24 protein-coding genes are annotated in these 26,511 nt (G+C 60.2%); 5 read left to right on the top strand and 19 right to left on the bottom strand.

From position 1 onward, the window contains the following. Positions 1-55 precede the first annotated feature (55 nt). Together KIG99_RS07495 and KIG99_RS07490 are read left to right on the top strand one after the other, a co-directional pair. Entirely contained in the window at positions 56-733 is a 678-nt protein-coding gene (locus tag KIG99_RS07495) for a response regulator (protein WP_226459589.1), read from the top strand. Then, entirely contained in the window at positions 730-2,127 is a 1,398-nt protein-coding gene (locus KIG99_RS07490; RefSeq protein WP_226459588.1) for a sensor histidine kinase, read from the top strand. The genes KIG99_RS07495 and KIG99_RS07490 overlap by 4 nt, the downstream gene beginning before the upstream one ends. Here KIG99_RS07490 and plsY read toward each other — a convergent pair. Continuing rightward, positions 2,124-2,720, bottom strand: a complete 597-nt coding sequence (gene plsY / locus KIG99_RS07485; protein ID WP_226459587.1) for a glycerol-3-phosphate 1-O-acyltransferase PlsY — start codon at positions 2,718-2,720, stop codon at positions 2,124-2,126. The genes KIG99_RS07490 and plsY overlap by 4 nt on opposite strands. A 67-nt stretch (positions 2,721-2,787) precedes the next feature. On the opposite strand from plsY, the gene KIG99_RS07480 reads away from it, so the two are divergent. Further along, positions 2,788-3,138, top strand: coding sequence for a dihydroneopterin aldolase (locus KIG99_RS07480; RefSeq protein WP_226441326.1), 351 nt, complete (start codon positions 2,788-2,790; stop codon positions 3,136-3,138). 60 nt (positions 3,139-3,198) lie between these two features. Here KIG99_RS07480 and KIG99_RS07475 read toward each other — a convergent pair whose 3' ends face one another. After that, a complete protein-coding gene (locus tag KIG99_RS07475; protein ID WP_226459586.1) occupies positions 3,199-4,074 on the bottom strand; it encodes a ZIP family metal transporter in 876 nt (291 codons plus the stop codon). 92 nt (positions 4,075-4,166) lie between these two features. Beyond that, positions 4,167-4,658 carry a Cys-tRNA(Pro) deacylase gene (gene ybaK, locus KIG99_RS07470; protein ID WP_226441324.1) on the bottom strand — a complete coding sequence of 164 codons (492 nt, stop codon included), beginning with the start codon at positions 4,656-4,658 and terminating at the stop codon, positions 4,167-4,169. Positions 4,659-4,824: 166 nt separating this feature from the next. Between ybaK and KIG99_RS07465 the strand changes: the two genes are divergently transcribed. Continuing rightward, complete coding sequence (locus tag KIG99_RS07465) at positions 4,825-5,160, top strand: FlxA-like family protein (RefSeq protein WP_226459585.1); 336 nt, start codon at positions 4,825-4,827, stop codon at positions 5,158-5,160. Between the two features lie 6 nt (positions 5,161-5,166). On the opposite strand, the gene xerD is transcribed toward KIG99_RS07465, so the two are convergent. Genes xerD through KIG99_RS07440 form a run of 5 tightly spaced genes read right to left on the bottom strand, consistent with a single transcriptional unit; the run spans position 5,167 to position 9,489 of the window. Next, positions 5,167-6,075, bottom strand: a complete 909-nt coding sequence (gene xerD / locus KIG99_RS07460; protein ID WP_226459584.1) for a site-specific tyrosine recombinase XerD — start codon at positions 6,073-6,075, stop codon at positions 5,167-5,169. Then, the gene (locus tag KIG99_RS07455) at positions 6,053-6,541 is read right to left on the bottom strand and encodes a methylated-DNA--[protein]-cysteine S-methyltransferase (RefSeq protein ID WP_226459583.1); all 489 of its coding nucleotides are present in this window, start codon (positions 6,539-6,541) and stop codon (positions 6,053-6,055) included. Before KIG99_RS07455 ends, xerD begins: the two co-directional genes overlap by 23 nt. 24 nt (positions 6,542-6,565) lie before the next feature. After that, the gene (locus tag KIG99_RS07450) at positions 6,566-7,741 is read right to left on the bottom strand and encodes an acyl-CoA dehydrogenase (protein ID WP_226459582.1); all 1,176 of its coding nucleotides are present in this window, start codon (positions 7,739-7,741) and stop codon (positions 6,566-6,568) included. After that, entirely contained in the window at positions 7,742-8,197 is a 456-nt protein-coding gene (locus KIG99_RS07445) for a bacteriohemerythrin (protein WP_226459581.1), read from the bottom strand. It abuts the gene before it with no gap. Positions 8,198-8,232: 35 nt separating this feature from the next. Next, entirely contained in the window at positions 8,233-9,489 is a 1,257-nt protein-coding gene (locus KIG99_RS07440; protein WP_226459580.1) for a glutamate-5-semialdehyde dehydrogenase, read from the bottom strand. A 112-nt stretch (positions 9,490-9,601) separates the two neighbouring features. Here KIG99_RS07440 and KIG99_RS07435 point away from each other — a divergent pair, with 112 nt between their 5' ends. Continuing rightward, on the top strand, positions 9,602-9,859 hold the full coding sequence (locus KIG99_RS07435; protein ID WP_226459579.1) for a hypothetical protein: 258 nt from the start codon (positions 9,602-9,604) through the stop codon (positions 9,857-9,859). A 7-nt stretch (positions 9,860-9,866) separates the two neighbouring features. On the opposite strand, the gene holA is transcribed toward KIG99_RS07435, so the two are convergent. The 11 genes from holA to KIG99_RS07380 all read right to left on the bottom strand — a co-directional run bounded on the left by holA (position 9,867) and on the right by KIG99_RS07380 (position 26,302). After that, positions 9,867-10,874 carry a DNA polymerase III subunit delta gene (gene holA / locus KIG99_RS07430; RefSeq protein WP_226459578.1) on the bottom strand — a complete coding sequence of 336 codons (1,008 nt, stop codon included), beginning with the start codon at positions 10,872-10,874 and terminating at the stop codon, positions 9,867-9,869. Continuing rightward, positions 10,874-11,398, bottom strand: a complete 525-nt coding sequence (locus KIG99_RS07425; RefSeq protein WP_226459577.1) for an LPS-assembly lipoprotein LptE — start codon at positions 11,396-11,398, stop codon at positions 10,874-10,876. Before KIG99_RS07425 ends, holA begins: the two co-directional genes overlap by 1 nt. A 12-nt stretch (positions 11,399-11,410) precedes the next feature. Continuing rightward, positions 11,411-14,506 (bottom strand): leucine--tRNA ligase, encoded by a 3,096-nt coding sequence (gene leuS, locus KIG99_RS07420; RefSeq protein ID WP_226459576.1) that lies wholly within the window; start codon positions 14,504-14,506, stop codon positions 11,411-11,413. 76 nt (positions 14,507-14,582) lie between these two features. Continuing rightward, complete coding sequence (locus tag KIG99_RS07415; protein WP_226459575.1) at positions 14,583-15,656, bottom strand: T6SS immunity protein Tli4 family protein; 1,074 nt, start codon at positions 15,654-15,656, stop codon at positions 14,583-14,585. Beyond that, positions 15,646-16,143: a DUF2345 domain-containing protein gene (locus KIG99_RS07410; protein ID WP_226459574.1), complete on the bottom strand. Its 498-nt coding sequence runs from the start codon at positions 16,141-16,143 to the stop codon at positions 15,646-15,648. The genes KIG99_RS07415 and KIG99_RS07410 overlap by 11 nt, the downstream gene beginning before the upstream one ends. Before the next feature lie 196 nt (positions 16,144-16,339). After that, the gene (locus KIG99_RS07405) at positions 16,340-17,464 is read right to left on the bottom strand and encodes an SEL1-like repeat protein (RefSeq protein ID WP_226459573.1); all 1,125 of its coding nucleotides are present in this window, start codon (positions 17,462-17,464) and stop codon (positions 16,340-16,342) included. Next, on the bottom strand, positions 17,464-18,540 hold the full coding sequence (locus tag KIG99_RS07400) for an SEL1-like repeat protein (RefSeq protein WP_226459572.1): 1,077 nt from the start codon (positions 18,538-18,540) through the stop codon (positions 17,464-17,466). Before KIG99_RS07400 ends, KIG99_RS07405 begins: the two co-directional genes overlap by 1 nt. A gap of 4 nt (positions 18,541-18,544) precedes the next feature. Continuing rightward, positions 18,545-19,027: a hypothetical protein gene (locus KIG99_RS07395; RefSeq protein ID WP_226459571.1), complete on the bottom strand. Its 483-nt coding sequence runs from the start codon at positions 19,025-19,027 to the stop codon at positions 18,545-18,547. A 483-nt stretch (positions 19,028-19,510) separates the two neighbouring features. After that, the gene (locus KIG99_RS07390; RefSeq protein ID WP_226459570.1) at positions 19,511-20,590 is read right to left on the bottom strand and encodes a T6SS immunity protein Tli4 family protein; all 1,080 of its coding nucleotides are present in this window, start codon (positions 20,588-20,590) and stop codon (positions 19,511-19,513) included. Continuing rightward, complete coding sequence (locus tag KIG99_RS07385) at positions 20,580-23,030, bottom strand: phospholipase D-like domain-containing protein (protein WP_226459569.1); 2,451 nt, start codon at positions 23,028-23,030, stop codon at positions 20,580-20,582. The genes KIG99_RS07390 and KIG99_RS07385 overlap by 11 nt, the downstream gene beginning before the upstream one ends. Continuing rightward, positions 23,030-26,302 (bottom strand): type VI secretion system Vgr family protein, encoded by a 3,273-nt coding sequence (locus KIG99_RS07380; protein WP_226459568.1) that lies wholly within the window; start codon positions 26,300-26,302, stop codon positions 23,030-23,032. Before KIG99_RS07380 ends, KIG99_RS07385 begins: the two co-directional genes overlap by 1 nt. Between the last annotated feature and the right edge of the window lie 209 nt (positions 26,303-26,511).

Below are 26,511 nucleotides of genomic sequence, written 5' to 3'. Positions count from 1 at the left end.
ATGAGTCCGGTCGACGGGAAGTTTTCCGTCACAGAGCCGGCCGAGGAGACAAAAAATGAAAATTCTGCTGGTCGAAGATCACCCCGAGTTGTGCGAATGGGTGGCGAAATCCCTGCGCCAGGCCGGTTACGTTGTCGACGTCACCGACCGCGGCGATCATGCCGAGCATCACCTCCTGACCGGTGGCTACGACGGCGTACTGCTCGACCTGTCGTTGCCTGGCAAGGATGGGCTGGATGTGCTGCGCAACCTGCGCGCCCGCGGTTCGCGCGTGCCGGTGCTGATCTTCACGGCGCGCGGCTCGGTGGATGACCGGATCAAGGGGCTCAACCTGGGCGCCGACGACTACCTGCCCAAACCGTTCGAACTGGCCGAACTCGAGGCCCGGCTGAAAGCGTTGCTGCGGCGTTCGGCCGGACAGAATCCGGTGATCCAGCTCGGCGAACTGGCATTTGATACGGTCAGCCGCCTGCCGATGGTGCGTGGCGCCGCCTTGTCGCTGACGCCACGCGAACTGGCCGTGCTCGAAGCCTTGCTGACGCGGGTCGACCGGCCGGTGGCGCGCGATACCTTGTTCGAAAAAATCTTCAGCATGGAGCAGGACGCGCGGGCCGAGGCGATCGAAATCTACGTGCACCGACTGCGCAAGAAGCTCGAAGGATCGGGCGTGCAGATCACCACCGTGCGCGGCCTCGGCTACATGATCGGCAGCGTTGGCGAGGCGGTCACTTGAGGGCGCCGGGCCTCAAGCGCCGGCTGGCCTTCTGGCTGTTCGGCGTTCTTTCGGCGCTGCTCGTGGTTGATGCCTGGTACAGCTATAGTGACGCGCTGGGCGCGGCCAATCAGGCCTACGACCGTTCGCTGTCGGCTTCGGTCAAGGGGATTGCCGAGCGTGTCTACGCGACCGAAAAAGAGGTAGTCGTCGACATTCCCTATTCGGCGCTTGAACTGTTCGAGGCCGGCAGTTCAGACCGGATTTTCTACAACGTCGGCATTCCCGGCGACAAGGTGATTACCGGTTACGAGGACTTGCCTTTGCCGGAGAGTATTTCGCCGAACAGCCCGGTTTTCTACGATGGCATCTATAAAGGTCAGCAACTGCGTCTGGGCGCCATGCTCAAGCCGCTTTATCGGGCGGAGTTTCCCAAACCGGTTCTGATCATTATTGGCGAAACGATCAATACCCGGCAGGAGGTCGTGCATCACCTCTTCTCCCGCGAAGTGGCGCGCAAGGCGCTGCTTATTGTCGTTGCGCTTGCCGTTGCGCTGTTTGCGACGATGATTGCCGTACAACCGATCGATAACCTCGGGCAGGCAATTCGTCAGCGTCCGGAGGACGACCTGACGCCGGTCACCGCGCTCGGCGTGCCGCACGAGGTCAAGCCGCTGGTCGAAGCGATCAATCTGCACATGGAGCGGATCAGTGCCATGCTTGAGGCCCGGCGCCGTTTCATCACCGATGCCGCGCACCAATTGCGGACGCCGCTGGCGGTTCTTAATACGCAAGCCGAATACGCCTTGCGTCAGCATTCGGAAGCTGAAATGCGGCCGGCGATCGAGGCCCTGCACCGCAGCCTGGCTAGCGCCATCCGCCTGGCCAACCAGTTGCTGTCGTTATCGCGGGCCGAGCCGATCAACGGCCTGATGGTGGCACGTCAGGCGGTCGATATCGCCGCCGTGGCGCGTGACATGGTGGTCGAATTGCTCCCACTGGCGGCACGCAAGAGCATCGATCTCGGCATTGAGGGCGACCGTGCGCCGATCGTGGTCGCCGGGCATCCGGTCTTGTTACGTGAATTGATCGCCAACCTGATTGACAATGCGCTGCGCTATACGCCGGAGAACGGGGTGGTCACGGTCGCCGTCGATCAGGCGCCGGACAGGGCGTCGACCGCCAGACTTCGCGTCATCGACAATGGGCCGGGGATTCCTGCCGAGTTTCGCGCCCAGGTCTTTCTTCGTTTCTTCCGCCTTGATGGCAGTGATTACACCGGGAGCGGACTGGGGCTGTCGATTGTTCGCGAAATCGCGCACGGCCATGGCGGCGATATCACGCTGAGTGATGCGCCGGGCGTTTCCGGTTTGCTGGTCGAAGTCTTGTTGCCCTTGGTTGAGGGCGCCGCCTAGGCCTTCTTCTTGCTGCCGATTTTCGATTCCTGGCCGGCGAGCAGGCGCTGGATGTTCTGCCAGTGCTTGCCGATCAGCGCCATGGCAATAATGCCGACAACGATGCTCGGGTGCTCGGCGCCATGCAGCAGGGCGGCATAGACCGGCGCCAGGGCGGCGGCCAGGACGGCGGCGAGCGAGGAGTAGCGTGAGACGAAGGCGACGAGCAGCCAGGTGCCGAGTACGGCCAAGCCGAGTGCGGGATCGAGCGCAATGAGTACGCCGGCGGCGGTGGCGACGCCCTTGCCGCCCTTGAACTTGAGGAAAACCGGGTAGAGGTGGCCGAGGAAGACGGCCAGCGCAACGAGGCCGACCATGTTGTCGCTCAGGCCGTATTGCTGTGCGGCGAAGACGGCGACCCAGCCCTTGAGCGCATCGCCGAGCAGCGTGAACAGTGCCGCCTTCTTGTTGCCGCTGCGCAGCACGTTGGTCGCGCCGGGATTGCCCGAGCCGTAGGTGCGCGGGTCGGCGAGGCCGAACAGCTTCGAGGAAATCATTGCGAAGGGAACGGAGCCGAGCAGATAAGCGGCAAGGATGGCGAGTGCGGTTTGCATGAGGGGATATCCCGGCTGGAGTACAATCGCGGCGGATTTTACACTGCCAAGGCATTTCGACTCCTGTATGGACATCATTTTCATCGAAGAACTGCGCGCCGAGACGTGGATAGGTATCTATCCGCGCGAAAAGGCCATGTCGCAGACGGTCGAGATTTCTCTGCAAATCGGCGTGTCGACCGTCTCGGCCGGCGCCAGCGACGACATCCGCGACACCGTGGACTACGCCGTGGTCGTTGAACGCCTGCGCAGCGATCTGGCGGGCAGCCATTTCAACCTGATCGAGGCGCTGGCCGAACATGTCGCCAGCTACATCCTGGAAACCTTCGCCGTACACTGGGTGCGTGTCTCGATTGCCAAGCTCGGCATGATGCCGGGCGTCAAGCGCGTCGGCGTGATCATCGAGCGCTCGCTCTAAAAGACAGCAAGCAAAAAGGCCCAGCGGTCGACGTCGACCGCTGGGCCTTTTTTGTCGCGCTCAGAATGCTGCGGCGAGCACGGTCATGATCGCGAAACCGGCGGCCAGCCCGGCGGTGCCGGCGGCTTCGCGACCGGGCTTGTGCGAGGCCGGGATCAATTCGTGGCTGACCACCCAGAGCATGGCACCGGCTGCAGCGGCGAGGGCGAGCGGCAAGGCTTCGCCGGCCAGGCTGCTGGCGATGACGCCGAGCAAGCCGCCAAGCGGTTCGACCAGGCCGGTGGCGAGCGCAATCGCAGCGGCGCGCAAGGGTGTCGCGCCGAGCACCAGCATCGCGCTGGCGACGATCCAGCCTTCCGGCACGTTCTGGATGGCGATGCCCAGCGTCATCCCGTGATCGGCACCGGCCGCGGCCGAGACGCCGACGGCAAGACCTTCCGGCACGTTGTGCAAGGCGATCGCGGCGACCACGAGGCCGACCCGCGGCAAGACGCTGTTGCTGTCGATGCTCTCGACGTGGGCGTGCCGGGTGTGGCGGTCCATCTGCTGCATCAGCGCGACCCCGGCCACGAAGGCGAGCGCGGTGATCACGCCGAGCGGCCACGCGGCCGGGCTGGCGGCGACGCTTTGTACGGCCGGCACGAGCAAGGAAAAAAGACTGGCGGCGAGCATCATGCCGCCGGCCAGGCCGAGCATCGGCGCCATCAGGCGCTCGGACGGTCGACGCAAGAAAAGCACCGGAATTGCCCCGAGCCCGGTGGCGAGGCCGGCAAACAGGCTGGCTTCGAGGCCCTTGGCGGCCATCGGATGAGCGCTCAGCCAGAAGGCGATCTGCTCGATGCCGAAAGCGACGGCGATGCTGGCCATGACGAGGCCGACCCACAAATGGCGGCGGGCGGCGGGGCGGGCGTAATGCTGGATGACGATCTGGCTCATGCTGGCACTCCTGGTTCGATGAGTGTCACTTTATGCGCCGCTGCGCCATAGCTCCAATCGATTGATTAAATATTGTCGATTGCTAAAGCAAATCAGCCGGGCAGCGCCGCGTCCACCGCTTTCGCCGCCAGCGTGCGCAGGATGTCGTGCGGATGGATGCCGACCAGGTAGCCACGGCGGCCGCCGTTGATGTAAATCAGCGGCAGGTCGAGGATCGTTTTCTCGATGAAGACCGGCATCGCCTTCTTTGTGCCGAACGGGCTGGTGCCGCCGACCAGGAAGCCGCTGTGCCGGTTGGCGACTTCCGGCTTGCACGGCTCGATCTTCTTGCAGCCAACCTGGCGCGCCAGTTCCTTGGTCGATACCTTGCAGTCGCCGTGCATTAGCACGATCAGCGGCTTGGCGTTCTCGTCCTCGAAAATCAGGGTCTTGACCACGGCATGCTCGTCCACGTTCAGCTCGCGCGCCGAAACCTTGGTGCCGCCGTGCTCCTCGTAGGCGTAGAGGTGGCTGGAGAAGGCGACCTTGTGCGCTTTCAGGAACTTGGTGGCCTGGGTTTCGGGGGCGTGTTCGGTTTTGCTCATGGCGGACTCTGGCTTGCTGACGACGGCTGATTTTACCGCGTCGGACACGGTCGACCGCTACGCCGCCGTCTTTACCTGTCTTTACGTGGATTTACCCATTCCGCCAGCAAGTTTTGCGCGGTGCCGGCCGATAACAGGAGCAGATCCATCAACCAGGAGAAACAGCATGAGCAGCATCAGCGTCACCACCAATACGGGGATCGGCAGCAGTTCTTCCTCTTCCGGTAGCAGCGGCACGGCGAGCAGCATTGCCGCGCTGGAAAAGCAGATTGCGGCACTGGAAAAGAAATTGACCAAACTGCAGGAGAGCGACTCGGAAGATGCCGTCGATCAGGCCGAACTGATCCAGCAGCAGATCGAGGTGCTGCAGTCACGCATTGCGCAATTGCAGAAGCAGGAGGCAGACAAGGCGGCTGCGGCGACGACCGACAAGTCTCAAGCTGCACCACCCACGAAACCGGCCGATGACAAGCTCGGTAACGAAGTCGACGTTTATGCCTGAGCGTGTTCAGCCGCGCGGGTGATGCAGCGTGTGCAGGCTCTTTAGTCGTTCGCGCGCGACGTGGGTGTAGATCTGCGTTGTCGTGATGTCGGCATGGCCGAGCAGCAGCTGGACGACGCGCAGGTCGGCGCCATGGTTGAGCAGATGGGTCGCGAAGGCGTGGCGCAGCACATGCGGTGACAGTTTGGCCGGATCGATGCCGGCCTGCAGCGCATAGCGCTTGATCAGCTGCCAGAAGGCCTGGCGCGTCATGGCGCCGCCGCGGCCGGTGACGAACAGCGCTTCGCTTTGCTGGCCTTTGAGGATGTCCTGGCGCACCTCGGCGAGGTAGCGTTGCAGCCAGTCGATGGCAACTTCGCCGAGTGGCACCAGGCGCTCCTTGCTGCCCTTGCCGAGCACACGGATGACGCCTTCGTTGAAGCCGACTTCATTGGTTTTCAGATTGACCAGCTCGGAAACGCGCAGGCCGGTCGCGTAGAGGGTTTCCAGCATGGCCCGGTCGCGCAGGCCGAGGGGTGTGTCGAGGTCGGGCGCAGCGAGCAGGTGGTCGACCTGCTTTTCCGACATAACCTTGGGCAGGCGTGACGGACGGGCCGGGTTGGCTAGCTGCAGGGTCGGATCGACGAATATGCGGCCGCGCCCGAGTTGCCAGCGAAAGAAACGGCGCAGCGTGGACAGGTAGCGCGACTGTGAGGTGGCGCGCGTTGTCCGCGACAGGTCGGCGATGAAGCCGGCGAGCGTGGTGTCGCGGCAGTCGAGCAGGGCCTCGTGGCCGTGCGTGGCCAGCCACAGCGCCAGGCGGCCGAGGTCGGAGCGGTAGCTGTCGAGCGTCGTTCTGGCCAGCCCGTCTTCCAGCCACAGGGCGTCGCAGAAATTGTCGATCTCGGCGAGATCAGCCGGGGTGGCTGTGTTCATGCTGCAGTAGCCAGCGTTTGACGTCGAGCAGAAAGCCGCCGCGCTCACGCGCAAAGCCGCCCAGGCCGCCGCCGGTCGCAACGACGCGGTGGCAGGGCACAACAACCGGGTAGGGATTGGCACCACAGGCCTGGCCGACGGCGCGCGGCGCATTTTTGATGTTTTTTGCCAGTTGACCGTAAGTCAGCGTCTGGCCGCCGGGAATCGCCGCGATCTGTTGCCAGACGCGGCGCTGGAAACTGGTGCCGGCCGGCCGCAGCGGCAGGTTGAAGGTGAACGCCGGGTCGGCAAGATAGGCCTCCAACTGGCGCGCCGCTTCGGCGGCCAGGGCGCTGCTGGCTTCCTGCGCCGGGCGTGGTTCGAGAAAATCGATGCCGGTGATTTCGTCGGCATCGCATTGCACGCCTAGGCAGAAGCCGGGGGCGGCGACGATGGCCTGGTATACCTGGTTGGGGCGGGTTTGCATGCGCAGCTCCTCCGGTCGACGGATTTAAAAAGCCGAAATCCCGGTCTGTGCCCGGCCGAGGATGAGGGCGTGCACGTCGTGTGTGCCTTCATAGGTATTGACCACTTCCAGATTGACCAGGTGGCGGATGACGCCGAAATCGTCGGAAATGCCGTTGCCGCCCAGCATGTCGCGCGCCGTGCGGGCGATGTCGAGGGCCTTGCCGCAGGAATTGCGTTTCAGCATCGAGACGTTTTCCGGTGCGGCGCTGCCGTCATCCATCATCCGGCCGAGGCGCAGCACGCTCTGGATGCCGAGCGCGATTTCGGTTTGCATGTCGGCCAGTTTTTTCTGGATCAGCTGGTTGGCGGCGAGCGGCTTGTCGAACTGCTTGCGCTCCAGCGTGTATTGCCGCGCCGTGTGCCAGCAGGCTTCGGCGGCACCCAGGGCGCCCCATGCGATGCCGTAGCGCGCCGAGTTGAGACAGGTGAATGGCCCCTTCAGGCCGCTGACGCCAGGTAGCAGGTTCTCGCCCGGGACGAAAACCTCGTCCATGACGATCTCGCCGGTGATCGCGGCGCGCAGCCCGACCTTGCCGTGAATGACCGGCGCCGACAGCCCCGGCATGCCTTTTTCCAGGATGAAACCGCGGATCTTGCCGGCATCGTCCTTGGCCCAGACGATGAAGACATCGGCAATCGGCGCATTCGAAATCCAGTTCTTGCTGCCCGACAGCTTCCAGCCGCCGGGCACGGCGCGGGCGCGCGTGTTCAGGCTGCCGGGGTCGGAGCCGGAGTCGGGCTCGGTCAGGCCGAAGCAGCCGATCAGCTCGCCCTTGCCGAGGCGGGGCAGGTATTTCTCTTTCTGTTCTTCGCTACCGAAGGCGAAGATGGGCAGCATGACCAGCGAGGATTGCACGCTGAGCATGGTGCGGTAGCCCGAGTCGATGTATTCGATTTCGCGCGCGATCAGGCCGTAGGAAACGTAATTCAGCCCGGCGCCGCCGTACTGCGGCGGCAGCGTTGCGCCGAGCAGGCCCATGGCGCCCATTTCGCGGAAAATCGCCGGGTCGACCGTCTCGTGCCGGAAGGCATCGCGGATGCGCGGCGCCAACGCCTTGCGGGCGAAGCTCTGTGCCGCGTTGCGCACCTGCCGCTCATCGGCGGCGAGCTGGCTGTCGAGGCGGAAGGGATCTTCCCAGTTGAAGGCGGTCTGGCTCATTTAACCGAACAGTTTGCGGAACCAGCCGGTCTGTTTCTTTGCTTCGGTCGGCGGGGTTTCGGTCTTCATGTTGGCCTTGACCACGCTGACGTAGTCGGCATCGTCGCGCTTGATGTGGTTGACCAGCCAGCGGGCGAGCATGGCATGCAGTTCCTCGGCGACATCGTCGCCCAGTTCCATGCGCTCCTGGTATTCGGTGACCTTGCGCGTGAACAGTTCATGCACCTTCTTGTGCGGCTTGCAGTACTGGTAGCCAGCCTCTTCCTGCATGCTTTCCTCGAAGGCGAAGTGCGACAGCGTGTAATCGACGCAGTCGTAGATCACCTGGCGGATCTGTTTCTTGTCGCCGAGAACCTGCGCGGCTTCGAGATCGTTGATGAAGTCGACGATGCGGCGATGCTGGTGGTCGATGATGTCGATCCCCGTGTTCAGATCGGGGCTCCAGATGATGGTCATGCTGCTTTCTCCCAAATATCGTTGTTGTGGATTGATTAGCCGCGTACGTGACCGTCGCCGAGGACGACCCACTTCTGGCTGGTCAGGCCGTCGAGACCGACCGGGCCGCGCGCGTGGATCTTGTCGGTCGAGATGCCGATCTCGGCACCCAGGCCGTATTCGAAGCCATCGGCGAAGCGTGTCGAGGCGTTGATCATGACCGAGGCCGAATCGACTTCGCGCAGGAAGCGCATCGCCTTCGGATGGTTGTCGGTGACGATGGCTTCGGTGTGGTGCGACGAATATTGGTTGATGCGGGCAATCGCCTCGTCGATGCCGGAAACCACCTTGACCGAAATGATCGGCGCCAGGTATTCGGTGTAGTAGTCCTCTTCCGTCGCGGCAACGGCATTCGGCAGGATGGCGCAGGTTTCCGCGCAGCCGCGGATTTCGACGCCCTTGCCGGTCAACATGTGGGCAATCGGCGGCAGCAGCATGGCGGCAACCGAACGGTCGACCAACAGCGACTCGGCGGTGTTGCAGGTGCCGTAGCGCTGCGTCTTTGAATTTTCGACGATGCGCAGCGCCTTGTTCGGGTCGGCTTCCTCTTCCAGATAGACGTGGCAGTTACCATCGAGGTGCTGGATCATCGGTACGCGGGCTTCGGCGAGCAGGCGGGCGATCAGGCCCTTGCCGCCGCGCGGCACGATTACGTCGACAAACTCGCGCATGGTGATCAGTTCGCCGACCGCGGCGCGGTCGGTGGTGGCGATCACCTGCACGCAGTCGGCGGGCAGGCCGGCGGCCTGCAGGCCTTCCTGGACGAGGGCGGCGATGGCGCGGTTGCAGTTGATGGCTTCCGAACCGCCGCGCAGGATGGCCGCATTGCCCGACTTCAGGCAGAGCGCGGCGGCATCGGCGGTGACGTTCGGGCGTGCTTCGTAAATGATGCCGATGACGCCGAGCGGCACGCGCATCTTGCCGACCTGGATGCCGGTCGGGCGGAACTTGATGTCGGTCATCTCGCCGATCGGATCGGCCAGGCCGGCGACCTGTTCGACGCCTGCTGCCATGCTTTCGACGCCCTTTTCGGTCAGCGTCAGGCGATCGAGCATCGCCGCCTCCAGGCCATTGGCGCGGGCGGCGTCGAGGTCCTCGGCGTTGGCGGCGAGCAGCGCGGCCTTCTCGCGGCGGATGGCCGCGGCGAGATGCAGCAGTGCGGCATTTTTTTCGGCGGTGGTGGCGCCGGCCAGGCGGCGCGAGGCGGCACGGGCGCGACGCCCGATGTCCTGCATGTATTCCTTGATGTCCATGATATTCCGGGTTCTGCGCAAAGAAACATTATAGCCAGACAAACAACAGGGAACTTCCGGAACCGGGTAAACTCTTATCCGCTACGACAACGAGGTTTCCATCGAGGACAAGATGGCAGAAAAATTGATATTGCCAAACGAGGTCAAGGTTTGCGCAACATGCAGCTACTGGGATGGCGAACGCCAGGTCGATGCTGAAATGAAAGTGGTGGTGGTTTCCGATGAGTGCAGGGGCGAATGCCTGGTGCAGGAAACGCCCAAGCCGGGCTTGCACGACGTGCGCGGCGAGCACTCGTGTATCTGGGAAGACCTGGATCCCGACGAGCCGGCCGACGTGGCCGAGGTGGCGAAACAGGCGGCCGGCAAGTAATGAACGACTAGCGGCCGGTGCTCAGGCGCAGGCCCAGTCGCAAAAACTCTTCCCAGATGTTGCCCTGGCCGATGCCCTTGGCCAGGCGGTCGATCTGACCGGCATGGCGTAGCGCAGCCTCAAGGCCAGCGGTCGACAGGCGCTGCAGGGCCTTTTTCACCGGGTTGGCGCGCGGTCCCCAGACTTTCGCATCCTTGAGCAGTTGATCGACCGGCCGGCCGGCGTCCATGCCGGCGCGAATGATGGTCAGCGCCCGGATTTCCTCGCTCATCGCCCACAACACCAGCGGCGGCGCTTCGCCTTCCTGCATCAGGCCGTCCAGCGTCCGCGTCAGGCGGGCGATGTCGCCGGCGAGCAGCGCTTCGCGCAGGCCTTCGATGTCGTAGCGGGCGACATTGAGCACGGCATCGCGAATCTGCGCCGCGCTCAACTGCCCGGCCGGATAGAGCAGGCCAAGTTTCTGGATTTCCTGGTGCGCGGCGAGCAGGTTGCCCTCGACGCGCTCGGCGATGAATTTGAGGCTGTCGACATCGGCGCTCTGCTGCTGCCGGCGCAGGCGACCGGCGATCCAGCCCGGCAGTTCGGCGAGCGGCGGTGCCATCAGCTTGATCGCGACGCCGGCATTGACCAGGGCCGTGAACCAGACGGCCTTTTCCTCGCGCCAGTCGAGTTCGGGCAGGGTGATCAGCAGCAGGTTGTCCATCGACAGGTTCTGGCACCACTGCTGCAGCGCCGCGCTGCCTTCCTTGCCCGGCTTGCCGGTGGGAATGCGCAGGTCGATCAGTTTCTTGTCGCCGAACAATGACATGTTGCCGCCGGCGGCGAGCAACTGGCCCCAGTCGAATTGCGGCAGCACGGTCAGCACTTCGCGTTCGCTGTAGCCCATCTGGCGCGAGCGGGCGCGGATGGCGTCGGCCGCTTCGATGACGAGCAGCGGCTCGTCGCCGTAAAGCACGTAGAGCGGGCGCAACTCGCGTTCGAGGTGCGCCGCGAGCTGTTCGCCGCGCAGCAGCATTACTCGTCTTCTTCCTGGTCGGGATTCTTCGGCTTGATCAGCGACAGCCGGCGCATGATCTGGTTGACCAGGTCGGTGTTCATGTCGCGCCACAGCATCGCTTCTTCCAGATCCTTGGCGAGCACTGCGGAGTCGTTGTAGGTGATGTCGCGGATCAGGTTGATCTCGTTCGGCGCGATCAGTACCTGGCCCTTGGCATTGACGACGCGGAAGGTGTAATTCATCTGCAGGCGGTATTCGCGCACGCGGCCTTGGGCATTGACGCTGAGAATGGTCTTCTGGCGGCCGTCGTTGACCTGCTGGAAGATGGCTTCGGCGTTCTGCGCATCGCTGACGATTTCGGTCTTGCCGCTCGCCTTGATGTAGCGCTGCAGCCAGACATTGATTTCGGAGGTGTCCGGCAGCGCGATGTAAAAGGTCTTGTAGGGCAGATTGCCGCTGACCGTCCCGCGCAGGTGGAAGCCGCAGCCGGTGAGGACGGCGGCGATGATCACTGCGAGCAGTAGCCTGAACGGGACGCGCATGGCGGTTTTTCCTTAAACGACGATGTTGACCAGGCGGCCGGGCACGACGACAACCTTCTTGGCCGGCTTGCCTTCCATGAACTTGACGGCGCCTTCGGAAGCGAGCGCGGCGGCTTCGATGCTCGCCTTGTCGGCCTCGGCGGCAACGCGAATGGAACCGCGCAGCTTGCCGTTGACCTGCACCATCAGCTCGATTTCGTCCTGCTTGAGCGCGGCCGGATCGGCTTTCGGGAAGGTCTGGTTGCCGGCATCGAGGCCCGGCTTCAGCTCGGCATAAAGCGCCTGACCGATGTGCGGCACGATGGGGAAGAGCAGCAGCGCGATGCTTTCCAGGGTTTCCTGGGCGAGCGCGCGGCCGCTGGCATCGGCAAGGTCGCACTTGTCGTAGGCGTTCAACAGTTCCATCACGGCGGCGATCGCCGTGTTGAACTGCTTGCGGCGACCGTAGTCGTCAGCAACCTTGCCCATGGTCTGGTGCAGCTTGCGACGCAGGTCGGCCTGGGCGGTCGACAGTGAACTTTGCTCGATTTTCGCGTCGACCAGACCGGCCTGGACGTGATCGTAAGTCGTCTTCCACAAACGGCGCAGGAAGCGGTAGGCGCCTTCGACGCCGGCATCGGACCATTCCAGAGACTGATCGGGCGGCGAGGCGAACATGATGAACAGGCGGGCCGTGTCGGCGCCGTACTGGTCGATCAGCGCCTGCGGATCGACGCCGTTGTTCTTCGACTTCGACATCTTCTCGGTGCCGCCGATAACCACCGGCAGGCCGTCGGCGCGCAAGGTGGCGCCGGTCGGGCGGCCCTTCTCGTCGGTGACGACATCGACGTCGGCCGGGTTGATCCACTGCTTCTTGCCGCCATCGAGATCGCGGTAGAAGGTCGGGGCGACAACCATGCCCTGGGTCAGCAGGTTGGCGAAGGGCTCGCCGAGGTCGCCGATCAGGCCGACATCGCGCATCAGCTTGGTGAAGAAGCGCGAGTACAGCAGGTGAAGAATGGCGTGCTCGATGCCGCCGATGTACTGATCGATGCCGCCCTTGCACCAGTAGGCGACGCGCTCGTCGACCATGGCCGTGGTGTTGTCCGGGCAGGCGTAGCGCAGGAAGTACCAGGAGGACTCGAAGAAAGTGTCCATGGTGTCGGTTTCACGGCGGGCGTCGCTGCCGCACTTCGGGCACTTGCACTCGTAGAACTCGGGCATGCGGGCGAGCGGCGAACCGGCACCGGTGATCTCGACGTTCTCGGGCAGCACGACCGGCAATTGCGCGTCCGGCACCGGCACGTCGCCACAGGTCTTGCAGTGGATGATCGGGATCGGGCAGCCCCAGTAGCGCTGGCGGGAAATGCCCCAGTCGCGCAGGCGGAACTGGACTTTCTTGTCGCCGAGATCCTTGGCGGCGAGGTCGGCAGCGATGGCGTCGACGGCGGCTTCGTAGCCGAGACCGTCGTATTTGCCGGAATTGACCAGCTTGCCCTTGACCTTGTCGGCATAGGACTCGGCCCAGGCCTGGTCGCTGAAGGATTCACCGTCGACGGCAACGACCTGCTTGATCGGCAAGTTGTACTTGAGCGCAAAGGCAAAATCGCGCTCGTCGTGCGCCGGCACGGCCATCACGGCGCCATCGCCATAGCTCATCAGCACGTAGTTGCCGACCCAGACTTCGACCTGTTCGCCGGTCAGCGGATGCGTGACGAAAATGCCGGTCGGCAGGCCCTTCTTTTCCATCGTCGCAATGTCGGCTTCGGCAACGCCGCCCTTCTTGCATTCCTCGATGAAATTGGCCAGTTCCGGGTTGTTGACCGCTGCGCGCTGCGCCAGCGGATGCTCGGCGGCAACGGCAACGAAGGTGACGCCCATGATGGTGTCGGCGCGGGTGGTGAAGACCCACAGCTTTTCTTCCGGATTTTCCGCGAGCGGAAAGGCGAAGCGCACGCCGGTGCTCTTGCCGATCCAGTTCTTCTGCATCAGGCGCACCTGCTCGGGCCAGCCCGGCAGATTGTCCAATTCGGACAACAGTTCTTCGGCGTAGGCGGTGATCTTCATGTAGTACATGGGGATCTCGCGCTTCTCGATCAGCGCGCCGGAACGCCAGCCGCGGCCGTCGATGACCTGTTCGTTGGCGAGCACGGTGTGATCGACCGGGTCCCAGTTCACGGTGCCGAGCTTCTTGTACACCAGGCCCTTTTCATAGAGGCGGGTGAACAGCCATTGTTCCCAGCGGTAGTACTCGGGCGTGCAGGTCGCAAATTCGCGTTCCCAGTCGATGGCGAAACCCAGCGACTGCAACTGCTTGCGCATGTAGTCGATGTTGGAATAAGTCCACCCGGCCGGCGGCACGTTGTTCTGCAGCGCGGCATTCTCGGCCGGCATGCCGAAGGCGTCCCAGCCCATCGGCTGCAGCACGTTGAAGCCCTGCATCTTGTGGAAACGGCTCAATACGTCGCCGATTGTGTAGTTGCGGACATGCCCCATGTGCAGCTTGCCCGACGGATACGGGAACATCGAAAGGCAGTAGTACTTGGGCTTGGTGGTGTCCTCGACGGCGCGGGCGGCACCGGTTTTGTTCCAGTGGCTCTGGGCTGCACGTTCGATATCGGCCGGGGTGTATTTGTCCTGCATGGGGTTCCGCTGAAAATCGTTGAATAAGGGCGGGATTATACCGGTTGGGGGCGGGGGGCGGCTTGATTGGTCGATGGGTTGCGCTGTAGGTCCTGGTTGCGGAGGGTGTTGTTCTTGTTTTGCGCGGGGGGCCTTCGGGGCGTTACCGGTGAGATTGTTGACGTCGACGTAGAAGAGGCTGGTGATGATGTAACGATGGTCAACGTCTGGCTTGGCGGGGTTGATCGGCAGGCCGATCAGGTCGAGGCGGGTGCCGACGGCCAGGCTGCGCACGGTGCCGCGACCGAGCCAGGTCTGGTAGCGGGCTTCGAGGGCGTCCATGGCGAGGCGGCCGTTGCGTTCGGCTTCGGCTGTGCTGGCGAAGGCGTAGGGACCGGCATCGTCGTGGGATTCGAGGCAGCGGTGCTTGCCGCTCAGGGCGAGCGTGGTCGGGACGCTGGTGGCGATGCTCTTCTTGGGCTTGTAACGCGCCTCGAAGGCTTCCATGATCAGACGCTGATACGGTCAACCGCAAGTTTTCGGTGAAATTGAAATGTTCGGATAACCTCTTGCCAGAATTCCTCTACTTACCCTGACGCGGCCCAACACTCGCAGCAATTTGCCGTGCAAGTTTCAGGACTTCATCCTGCGTCAAGGGCGTGATACCCCGCTTGATGGCGTTTTCTCGTTGTTGTTCGACGAAAAAACGGATATCTGGCGCTGCTTCCGGGGCGTCCGGATTGCCTCGGGCAACGGAGAGATAGATGTAGTCCTCTTCTGCGGAATCATTTCGGACAACTGCAAGAAAGGTTTCTTGGCCTGGGCAACCTGCAAGTTGAATCGATTGCCTAGCAGGCAAATGCCAGATGCTTCTGGCGGACTTAAGGTTTCCGGGGGCTGTGACGGTTCCCCAAAAAGTATCTGTTCGAAAATCGTTCGTGACGGAATCTTGTCGGATATCGGCACCAGCCTTGGGGGTTGCTTTGGCTGTTTCGCTCTTGAGGTTTACCGTGATATCCGGATGTTCCTTGAGGCGGTAAGTCATTGCGATGGCATGCTTCTCCTGCCCGCCGTCCGGAATGAATACATAGGGGAGACAAAGGCCCGGTTCGGAAGGAACGTCGAAAAGTGTGCGGGGGCGCAGACCATTAATTAGGCGATTGAGTTTCTCCTTGGCTAGCACAAATTCAGTATCGCTACTTGTCGCGTTTCCCCATAGAAAAACTGAGTCATTAACTATGACATCAAGCCCAATATCCCTATTAGTAACGGCCCATGCCTGACCATGTTGTTTGTTGACCGGTAGAAAAACCACCTTGCTCTTATGAAATTTAGTCGCTCTATCAACAATTTTCTGAAACTCTCTCGCAACCAGTTGCTTTTCCGGATGAGTTAGCGGGTGAGTAATATGTGATATAGAAAACGCTGTCCAACCATCATGCTGTCCGTCAAAAAACACGGTGGATGCCCAGCCACCATATTTCTCTCTATCAACAATCAAATCTTTGAATAAATATGCCCCCTGATCCGCTTCACCCGGCAAAGCCAGTTGCAAGCGCCCGACACACTCTTTCGGCCATTCGGGCGGAGCAGTTTCTGAACAGCCCGCGCTTCCGCAGATGATGGAAGCCAATAACGCCAAGTACTTACGCCGCATCGGATTGCCCCTGAAGACCTGTAGTCACCGAAGCAACCGCCGCCGCAGGCTCTTTTTTCAGCACATCTTTGGCACGCGTATCTGTCAGCTTGAAATCAAAGTGCGGTGCCATGGTTTCAAATGGGTTGCTGGGGACTTTTGGCAACGCATAATCTCCCTTCTTCGCCGCCGCGAAGTCGATGTTCGCATTGGCTGACACCAGCTTCATGTTCTTCTTGGATTGGAACTTCATCTCGTCGCTCTGCGCCTGCAAGTCGATGTCGTCTTTCGCGGCGATGAGCTTGATGCTGGTGTTGCCTTCGCTGGCCTGTATGGCGCCGGCCAGGAGGCCGATGGCCTGGCCGGCATGGATTCTGGCCTTGTCGGTGATGGCGAAGTTGCTGTCTTGGCCGCTCTCGAAGGCTTCCATGATCAGACGCTGATAACGCTCGGCCTCAGCGTTGCTGGCAAAGGCATAGAGGCCGGGGTCATCGTAGGATTCAAGCACCGGCGCCCGCTGCGCGTGCCGTCGGAGAGGCTGGTGAGCAAGGTGACGGGCTGGCGCTTCGACACAGGGCGGCGGGCGGTGATTGCCACGGTCAACCGGAAAAAACGGCCAAAAATAAAATGGAAATGGCTGGGTGGTGTCTAGCTGGCGGGCGAGCATGGCAGCAAGAAGAAAGTCCCGAAGCCGATTCATCCTTTCAGCGCCCCTTCACCGCGCTCGACACCAGTGGTCGCCCGGTCTTCGGGTCCAGGCCCTTGGCGCGGGCCATTTCGGCAATGTGCTCTTCGCTCGGCAACGGCGGCGGCAGGTTGGCCTTGTGGGCTTCCAGCCATTGCAGCTTGCCGTCCCAAGGGGGAAGCTTGGCCGGTGGCAAGGGCACGATCTGGTCAATTTCGGGGACAGTGGCGCCGTATTCGCGATATTCGGAAAGAATCGCACCAATAGCAGCATAGCGGCGCTCGCGCTCAGTATCTTTTTTGAGTGCCGGATAATACAAGTCGCTATCAGGCGCAGGGCCGCTCATGTAGGCCCGCAAAAATGACGCTGACCTTGCATTGCCATTACGAACACCAAGCTGGAAAATTTTCAGTGCCTCGGCATGGCGTTTTTCGGCTTTCAACGCCATTGCAAGCTTTCGCGCCGCTTGACCATGCCCTTGTTCAGCGGCACAACGGAGCATTTTGAAACCTGTCGCAATATTCTCGCTACTCGGAGATCCGTAGTTCGTCAGCGCCTCTCCCATCAAATCCAATCCTTGCGGACTGCCAAGATCTGCGGACTTGCGGTAGTACTTCCAGGACAGTTCGTTATCAAGGCGAACGCCACGGCCGCTAGCAAGAAAGCGGCCCATATCGAAAAATCCGTCGGGACTGTCTCGGCGGATCGCTTCTCCTATGAGGTCCAAGGTTTCGGCTACAGAATCTTGGTTGAGGTCGTGCCCCTCGCCGAGCATGTATCGCAAAGCCCGACCAGCCTTGTCATGACCATAGGCCCAAGCAATGCGATAAAAGCTCTCGATCCTGCTTTCGAGTTCAGCGCTATATTCCTGACTCTCACTACGCCTTAGCCAACGCGCGTATTCGTAGAGTTGCTCAGCCTCACCGGGAACTGCAGTGGCGATTTTCGCATTGACACACGAAAATGATGCATCGAGACGAATATCCGGCAAATTTGCTACGGTACGTTCTGTTGCTGTGCCAGCACCGGCATCAACTGTAAGCGAAAGGGCAAGCCCGAGTATTAGCGCGAACTGGCATATGAGCGTCCGAAATCGCCAATTTCCAATACCGATTTTGGTGATATTCAAATTCATCACTGACATCAGCGCACCTTGCCAGTGATCAATACCGGCAGCCGCCCGGTCTTCGGGTCTAGACCCTTGGCACGGGCCATTTCGGCGATGCGTTCTTCGCTGGGCAAGGGTGGCGGCAGGTTGGCCTTGTGGGCTTCCAGCCATTGCAGCTTGCCGTCCCACGGGGGGAGCTTGGCCGGCGGCAGGGGCACGATCTGGTCGATTTCGGGGACGCTGGGGTTGAGGTAGTCGTAGTTTGCGAGAAACTCCCAGATCACTTCGTAACGGCGAACGCGCTCGGGGTCTTTTTGTTGGCCCAAATAATTCAATTCGTCAGTAGGCGCAGGCCCATTAAAACCGTCCTTAAGAAACGAGGCCGCACCGGAGTTTCCAGCCTTTGCGCCCAACTGGAAGGCGGTCAGGGCTTCGGTGAATTCCGTCTCAGCCTGCAGATCGACCCCCAATTCCAATCCCGCTTTTCCATGCCCCTGTTCGGCAGCACAACGGCGCATCTGCCGGGCGATTTGGGGGGCAATGTCGATGGGGGCCAGCTTGCCGCCAACCAGATATTGCCCCTCCGGGCTGCCGAGGTCGGCAGCCTTGCGGTAATACTTCAGGGACAGCTCGGGATCTTCCTTGACGCCGTAGCCGCGTTCCAGGTAGCGGCCCATGTCGTAGTAGCCACCGGGAATACCGCGCTTGATCAGGTCTTCTGTGAGATCGAGAGTTTTCTTGACCGGGTCGTCGCTGTCGGCCTGGCCCTTGCCGATCATCTGGCGTAATTCGAGGTTGGCCTTGTCGTGGCCATGGGCGGTGGCGATGCGGATCAGGCGCTCGATGCCGGGATATACGGTCGGATCGTTCTTGAGGATGTTGCTTTTGGCAAGCCAGCGGGCATGCTTGTAAAGCTGGTCGGCTTCAGGATCGCGCGGCGGAATTTTGTCTTTCTCGTAGGCACAGGTGAAGGCCAGCTTGGCTTGTATCTCGGGCATGTCGGGCACGGGGCGCTCCTTGGTCTTGTGGTGGGTGCCCGGCTGGCAGGCCAGCAGGGGCAGGATCAGCAGCAGGCCGGCCAATAGCCGGGAGGTTGGCGAAGCAAAGGGCATGGGGCTAATCCTTGTTGCTGCGGTCGGGATTTGTACGCAGGAAGGCGGCCAGGCGGGCGATGGGGACTTTATTCTTGCCTTTGTTGTCAGTGTTTCGAGTCATGATTTTTCCCCACTTTTCATACGCCGCCGCCATCCCCTCCTGCCCCATCGGCTCCTGCCCGCTCTGGCCCTGGGTATGGTCGCCCCACAGCCTTTGTCGAATCGGGCCGGTGACTTCGGGCCGGTGGTGGGTGACGTTGAGTTCGCTGTCGACCTGCATGCTGCGAGTGTTGATGTTGGTGCTGCCGATGGTCAGGAAGGTACCCTGGCCGCCATTGGCATGCTCAGAGAGGGCGTCTTCGGGAAAAGACTGGCTATCGGCAAAAATGCGCAGGCGATGCCCGGCGGGGGCCTTGTCATCCTCTTCAATACACCAGCCCAGGCCTTCTTTGGTGAGCAGGCGGGAGACGAAGGCGGTGCGTCGGCCAGTGATTGCCACGGTCAACCGGAAAAAACGGCCAAAATTGGAAATTGACCGTAGCAAATCATGTGGCTCATCACAGAAGCTTGAGGCTCGGTTAACTTTTCCGGGGGAATCACCGCACAAAGAACTGCATTGCAGTTATTCCAATCAGTATCAATGGAATTTGGAATGCGGCGAGCTCAAACTTTCGCCACCCCGTTCGAGGTGGCGAGGAAACTGCAAATCCAATTGCATTTAGCAGTGATGCAACTAAAAGCAAAGCCAATGAAGTTGCCAGAAGAATCACTGCTTCCCCGATGCCATTGCCCATACATGACATACCACCTCCATGGCCACAAGCCTGGGACGGGGTGAGTACTCCGTAGATTATGTAAGCAATCGCTCCAATTAGTAAACAATATGAGCTTATTCGCAAGATTGTTTTCAAGTTCATTGCGTTGTAATTTGACCTTCAGTTGCGGGGCGCAGTGTCATGTGAGCTTGGCCTAGTTTGCTGTCTAACACTCACTTCTCCACTCGAACGGTAATGCTGGCGGCGATTTGTTTGGCGAGTTTTAGTACCTCGTCCTGCGCCAAAGGCTTGATACCGCGCTTGATGGCGTTTTCTCGCTTTTGTTCGATGACAAGGCGAATATCAGGTGCTGTTTCCGGGGTGTCCGGGTTGCCTCGGGCAACGGCATGATAGATATAGTCTTCGTCGGCGCCTTTTTTTCGGACGACGGCAACGAATGTTTCCAGTCCGGATTTGGCGGCTAAATGGATTGGGCGCTTTGAAGGAAAACGCCAACGTGACTTGGCTGAATGAAGCCCGGCTGTTGCGGTGGTTCGGCCATTCCAATACTCATCGATCTGGTATTCGTTGGTAACCACCTCCGGCCTGATGGGATCGCCGGGTTTAGGTGTGACTGCAGCAGTTTCGCTCTTGAGATTAATCGTGATATCTGGATGTTCCTGCAGGCGGTAGGTCATTGCGATAGCATGCTTTTCCTGCCCGTTATCCGGAATGAAAACATAGGGCAGACAAAGGCCTGTTTCCGCTGGAACGTCGAATAGCGGGCGTGGGCGCAGGCCATCAACGATATTTCTTGCATTTCGTTGAACTCCTACAAATTCAGCCGCGTCCTCCGACGTTTGTGACCACGAAAAAAGTGTATCGCCAACAAAAATATTTAACGTAATTCTACGGTTTGGCGCAATCCAACCCATACCATCCTGCTTGCCGACGGGCCAAGCTTGAACTACGATTTTTTCCTCAGTCTTGTAAGTTCTAATAACGCTTGCTTTTATCTTTTTTAACGCAACTAGCGCATCAACTTTTTCCGCTTTTGTTAGCGGGTGAGTAATATCACCAACCGAAAACGCCGTCCAATCGGCTTCATCACCATCAGGGAAGCGCGGTTCAGGCTGGCCGTATCGGACTTTGAAGCGTTCGTTACCCAGAAAAGCGCCGTGATCCGCTTCACTAGGCAAAGCCAGTTGCAAGCGACCGACACAATCCTTCTTCCATTCAGGTGGTGCTGTTTCCGAGCAATCTGCACTCCCACAGACCAATGCCACCAACAACGTCATCCACTCATGCCGCATCGGTCGCTCTTTCTGTTGCTGCAACTGCTGTAGTGGTGTCGGGTTTCAACGCATCACCTGCCGGCGAATTGTTCCGAACCAGAATTGGGGTTGGTAGCTTGAAATCCAGATTCTCTTTTTCTGCCCAATGGATCGGCAGCGCGGTGATGAAGCCTTTGATGCTATTCAGGCCGGCAACACCGTCCGCCTTGAATTGCGGCTTTTGCCAGAATTCCGGCTGGCTGGGCATGGGCGAGGCAAGTTTGTTGCCAACCCAGGGCGGAAGAAGGCTACTAGGAATAGGCTTGTCATTCTGATCCTTAGCCCCCGACCAATTTCTCGGCACAAACGGAAACGCTTTTTCATAAGCATCAGCATTGGCCTTGGCCTGCTTCTGAATGGCCTGCCAACTCGCCGGATTAGCTGGTTGCTCAATGGCCTGTTTCAAATGGCTTGCTGGTCGAACATTGCCGGTAATGCCGAAAATCTTTTTCCAGACGCCCACGCGCAAGTCGCGGGCGAAGGTACGTACCGGCTTTTTGCTTCCCGTTCCCACATCGCATTGGCTGGTGTCGGTATCGATCACAAGTACGGCAATTTCCGAATCGCGTTCGCCCAACAGGCTGCGGTCATTGACGTTGGCGCTGCCCAGCAGGGCAAAGCGGTCGTCGACGACCATCAGTTTGCTGTGAATGTAGATTTGCTCGGTTACGTAGTTTTGGCCGATTTTTTCCCAATTACGCAGGTTCAAAAACGTAACGTAGCGTTCGCAAGCCTCGACTGGAATTTTTTCGTATTCCTTGTTATTTGGATCTTTCAGTACTGCCTCGTAAGGCTTGTTTTTGTCCTTCAACTCCTTGGCTTTAAGTGCCCGGCGAATCCCATTCAGGAGGCTATGGCTCCCGTTGGAAATGCTTTGCATGGTCCAATACACCTGTGCCGCAATGGAGTGCCTCATTAAGTCGCCTTCCGGGTGAACCGGTAAGGTGACGTACACATGGAGACTGGGTTTCGTCGCATCGAATATCGCTTGTTGAATCCGAGCGATGAGGGCGAGACATACGCCGTTTTGCGGGGTTTGATCCATTGCAGCACTGCTGAGGTCATCCGCTTGGCGAACAATGGCCACTGTGCCTTTACCGATGCCCTTGGAACTGCGTTCGATAAATTTCCCGACAGGACTAAGCTGATCCTTGGGTTCGGTTTGTGGCTTCCCAAAATCCGACACAAAAAACTGACTTTCGATATAAACGAAATGGGCTGCGTTCTCGATGAGGCGCACCATTGCTTGCTGAATGCCTCTGTCATCTCCGGTGGGCGGAGCGGCAAAGGCATCCTTGTCTGCCGCCGCGTATTCTTTGATGCGCATCGCCGCGGGGGCGCTACGTAAAAACTGAATCCGTGCCGAGCCTGCTTTGGGGTATGAGGCAGGGCTGTCCGGCAAAGACAACTTGCTTTTGCTACCGATATTCCAGCGCACCACAAAATTGCGCACCATGTCCGAGACGACCGGCCCTTCGATACGACAATGGACATCTTGCCATGGCATACGAGGCTGCATGCGCTCATCCAGGGTGGTCAGGTCCAGCGTATTGGCATCCGTGCTGTGAGAATTTCGCCAAGCCGCATTGTCTTGATAGGGCGCTTGCCATCCCCCATTGAAGGCTTTGTCCGAAGTCCGTTCAGCCGGGCTGCGGTCGTCAGCAGCCTGCGCCGTAGGTGTTGCCATTCCCGCCATGCCATTGCCCATGGCTTGCCACACACTTGGCCGAGCATTATCGGCAACCCCCGACATCAAATCCGGGTCCACCACATCACTCTCTTTGAGCGGCTTAACCCAGGCAATGCAAGGGTTATAACGATTCAGGGCGGCGCGCCCGTCAGCGTCGGGCTTGAGGGGATAGGCAGCATTATCGTAACGCCCATAAGATAAATCGATGCCGCCCATATATCCGATTTTGCGGTCCACCACGATGCATTTCTGATGATGGCTGAAATAATCATTGTTGGTCCCGGCAAATGATCCTGACAACAAAACGTGGATAACTGCTTTGTCACCTGTTAAGCCCAGGCGCTTGTTGATGTCCGCGAGAACGATTCGTGTCTGGTCATCGTAAGTTTGGACCGGATTGGTGTCGTTCCAGGGCATGATGTAAAACTTTATCCCGCGCTTGGCATTTCGGTATACCAGATCGTATAAGCGAACACTGGGTGCAAGCAGCGCATCCCACGACACTTGCCAGCCGAGAATTAATACCTCGCTCTGCGCTGCATCAACGCTGGTAATCAAATCAGCGAAATAGGCTTTTCCGGACAAAAGCGGAATCGCCTTGTTGCCATTTCGAGGCATGGCAAATACGTCAGGGCCACTGCCGATCCAAGGGTTAAAACAACCTGTGGCAGTATGGGGCTTGCCATCTGTTCCGATAATTTGATGGACTGTTGAGCGGGGCTTTGCCATTACACGCCTTTCTTGAATTTATCGAATATCGCGTTGGTGGTATTGCCCAATTCACCACGAGCCAACGGTGCCGCAAACGCGCTACTGTCCGCATCGGCAGCAACGCCAAAACAATCTGCAAAACCCAAAGAATCGAGGGCATGCTCAAGTTTCTGCTGGTCCGTCCATCCCTGGCGTTCCTTGGTTACTTCGAGTTGCTTAACCTGTCCTTCAAATAGCACCCAAACTCCTTTGCCAGAGGAGTGGGCTTCTGCAAGCTGCTTTTCCTGTTCTGACGATAAGGTGAGTTTGCCTTGAACATCGCTTTGTCCTGTCATTAGGGTCGAGGTATGGCCTAGTGCCTCGGATTCGTCTGCAGCTAATACTATGCGCCAAGGCGTATCGCTCAACGCCGCGCCGTCGGGCCCCGGCATATCAGTCAGCTTAAAGTCAAAGCGCGGAGTGGTAGTTTCAAATGGATTACTGGGAAAATGTGGGAAGGCATAGCTCATCTGCGCCGGCCCCGTAAAACTCTTCTTTGACGCATGCACCGTAATCGTCCCCGGGCACTGCACGGTAATCCCGCCATCAATCGTGATGCTCGCTCCGCCTGATACCGCCAGATGAATCTTCTTCGCCGCCGCGAAGTCGATATTCGCACTGGCCGCCACCAGCTTCATCTCCTTCTTCGCCAGGAACTTCATCTCATCGCTCTGCGCCTGCAGGTCGAGGTCGTCCTTGGCGGCGATCAGTTTGATGCCGGTGTTGCCCTCGCCGGGTTGAATCGCCCCGGCCAGCAGGCCGATGGCCTGGCCGCTGTGGAATCTCGCCTGGCCGGCGACGGCGAAGTTACTATCCCGGCCGCTCGCCAGGACGATGGTTTCGCCATTGGCGAATTGCAACTGCTGGCCGGCGACCAGGCCAAGCCCGGCTTTGCCGGCCTGGATGAAGGCGGCGTCGGTCAGGTGCGGCACCTTGCCCTGATTGGTTGCCGTGTTCTTGCCCTGGGCATCGCTGTACGCCGTGCTGGGCTCTTTGGCATCGACCATGCCACCGGCGACGGTGACCAGCGCCTTGAGCGGCGCGGCCTTGGGGTCGATGGCGCTCTGGTCCTTGCCGGTGGTGCCGATGCTGCAGGCCAGGGTAACGCTCTGGTGCGTGCCGGCGGCGTTGGATAGCGTATCGGCCAACGTCGCTGCCTGCTTGAGCAGGGCGCGTCCGCTGGCAATGTCGCCAGCCGGCTCGCCGGGGGTGTCTTGGCGCCAGTTCGTCATGATCACACCCCGCCCGCCACGCAGCGCCCCCCAGGCATCGGTACGCAGCTCCGCCCCGATGCCGCGGAAGCTGCCGCGGTAATTGTCGGCCTGATGAATCAGGTGGCCGAGATTGAGTTCGCTGGTGTGCTGCGTACTCTTCAACTGGACGCGCTGCTGCTGGTCGCTGTCATCAAACAGGAGCTGGTTGTAACCCGCCGTTGCGCCGCTGGCGCCGAATTCCTTGCTCTTGAAGCCGGAGAGGGCGGCCGCATGGCCGTGGCTTTCGCTCGCCCCGCCATGCCAGGCAGGGCTGTTGCCGCTGGCGAGGTTGCCCTGGGCGCTGGGTTGCTGGTCGGTCGACGCAGCAAAAACCGTCAAATCGGCCACCTTGCCGGCATTCCCGCCGGTGGTTGGCGAGACACCGCCTTCACCTTGACCATTGAACAAGGCGCCGAGCACAACAGGGCGGTCGATATCGTTACCGTAAAAGCCGAGCAGCACCTCCTGCCCGATGCGCGGCAACCACTGCCAGCCCATGCCGGGGCCGGACTGACGGGAGACGACGCGGACCCAGCAGGTGCTTTTATCATCCTCCGCCTCGGCCAATTGCCAGGAGAAACGGACCTTGACCCGGCCCAGGGCATCGCACCACAACTCATCTGCCCCGTTGGGCGACGTCTCGCCCTGCGGGCCGACGACGATGGCGCTTATCGGGCCGGCCACGGTGGGGCGGGGATTGATGCGGGTGCCGGCGGCGTCCGCCAGAAGTGGGCGCCAGGGACATTTGCCGGGCTGGGATTCAAAACTGTTGGCGTAGCCCCGTTCTGCCGCCAGCTTGAGCAAGGTGTCCGGCAGATGAGTGGGCGCATGGACGGGCGACAACGCATCCTCGGTCGCCAGCGCATCCGCATCGGCGTTCAGAAATTTCCCGTTCGCCAGTCGCTCGGCCACGGCGTTCATTGCCTCACCGGAAAGGTTGTTGATGCCGACATGCGTGACGCCGAGCACGGCAAAGCGGCGTTCTGCTTCACCGCCCTTGGCCTGTGGCGCATCAACCAGGTCAAAACACGACCCCGGGCGCAAAGTGCGCACCGTGCCGCGCCCGAGAAAGGACTGATAACGCGCCTCGAAGGCTTCCATGATCAGACGCTGATAACGCTCGGCCTCAGCTCTGCTGGCAAAGGCATAGAGACCGGGGTCATCGTAGGATTCAAGCACCGGCGCCCGCTCGCCGCCCTGCGGCTGGGCGGTGGGGACGCTGACCGCCACCGAAGACTTGCGCTTGTAGTCGAAGGAATAGGCCGAAGCGATCGAAACCGAGAGCTGGTGATGCACGCCGAAAGCCACGATGGCATCCTGATCCTCCTGAGAATCGGCGCGGTGGAAGCGGATACCCTGGCCGCCATTGGCATGTTCAGAGAGGGCATCTTCGGGAAAGGACTGGCTATCGGCAAAAATGCGCAGGCGATGCCCGGCAGGGGCCTTGTCATCCTCTTCAATACACCAGCCCAGGCCTTCTTCAGCAAGCAGGCGAGAGATGAAAGCATAGTCGGATTCGCGATACTGGACGCAATAGCTGCGCTTGCGGGCATCGGCCATGAAGCTGGCGACTTCGTCGGACCAATGCCAGGCGGCATGGTCAGCATAATCAGCAAAAGCCGCCTCAACGATCTCGATGAGCGTCTTCTCTTGAAAAACGCGGTTGTGTCGACCGCGGGTAAGCAGCCAGGACCAGGGCACGACGGTGATGCGGTAGCGGGCAAAGCCGCCATCGGCGCCCTGCTTGACGACCGAGCGAACCTGGCCGGAACGCCCGCTGCGCGTGCCATCTGAGAGGCTGGAGAGGAGGGTGACGGGCTGGCCGAGCATCCGCTTGAGTTCGATGAAGGCGTCGGTGGAGAGCAGATCGATACACAACTCGAATCCGCCGGAAAGCACTTCGCGTCCCCACCAGGCTTCAACCTGAAAATTTAGGCTGTTGTCGTTACGCCAGCGCAGGTCGAAAAGTCGTTTTTCGGAGCTAAAGAGGGATGGCATGGTGGTGGTGAGTGCTGAATTGAAGTGATGACGTTGGGAAAAATGCATAGAGCATTGAATTTTAACGCAGTCATCTGGTTGTGTAGCGGATTGTTTTTATATGTCATGTTTAAATCGGCGTGGAATATGGTGTTTTGAGACTAATTTTGTATTTTGTTTTAGTGCATCATCATTGAGTTGTGACTTCAGTCGTGAAATCATTGAAATAT

Origin of the sequence: Quatrionicoccus australiensis (genome assembly GCF_020510425.1) — a bacterium.
Taxonomy (GTDB): Bacteria; Pseudomonadota; Gammaproteobacteria; order Burkholderiales; family Rhodocyclaceae; genus Azonexus; species Azonexus australiensis_A.
This window is presented reverse-complemented; position numbering and strand designations above follow the sequence as displayed.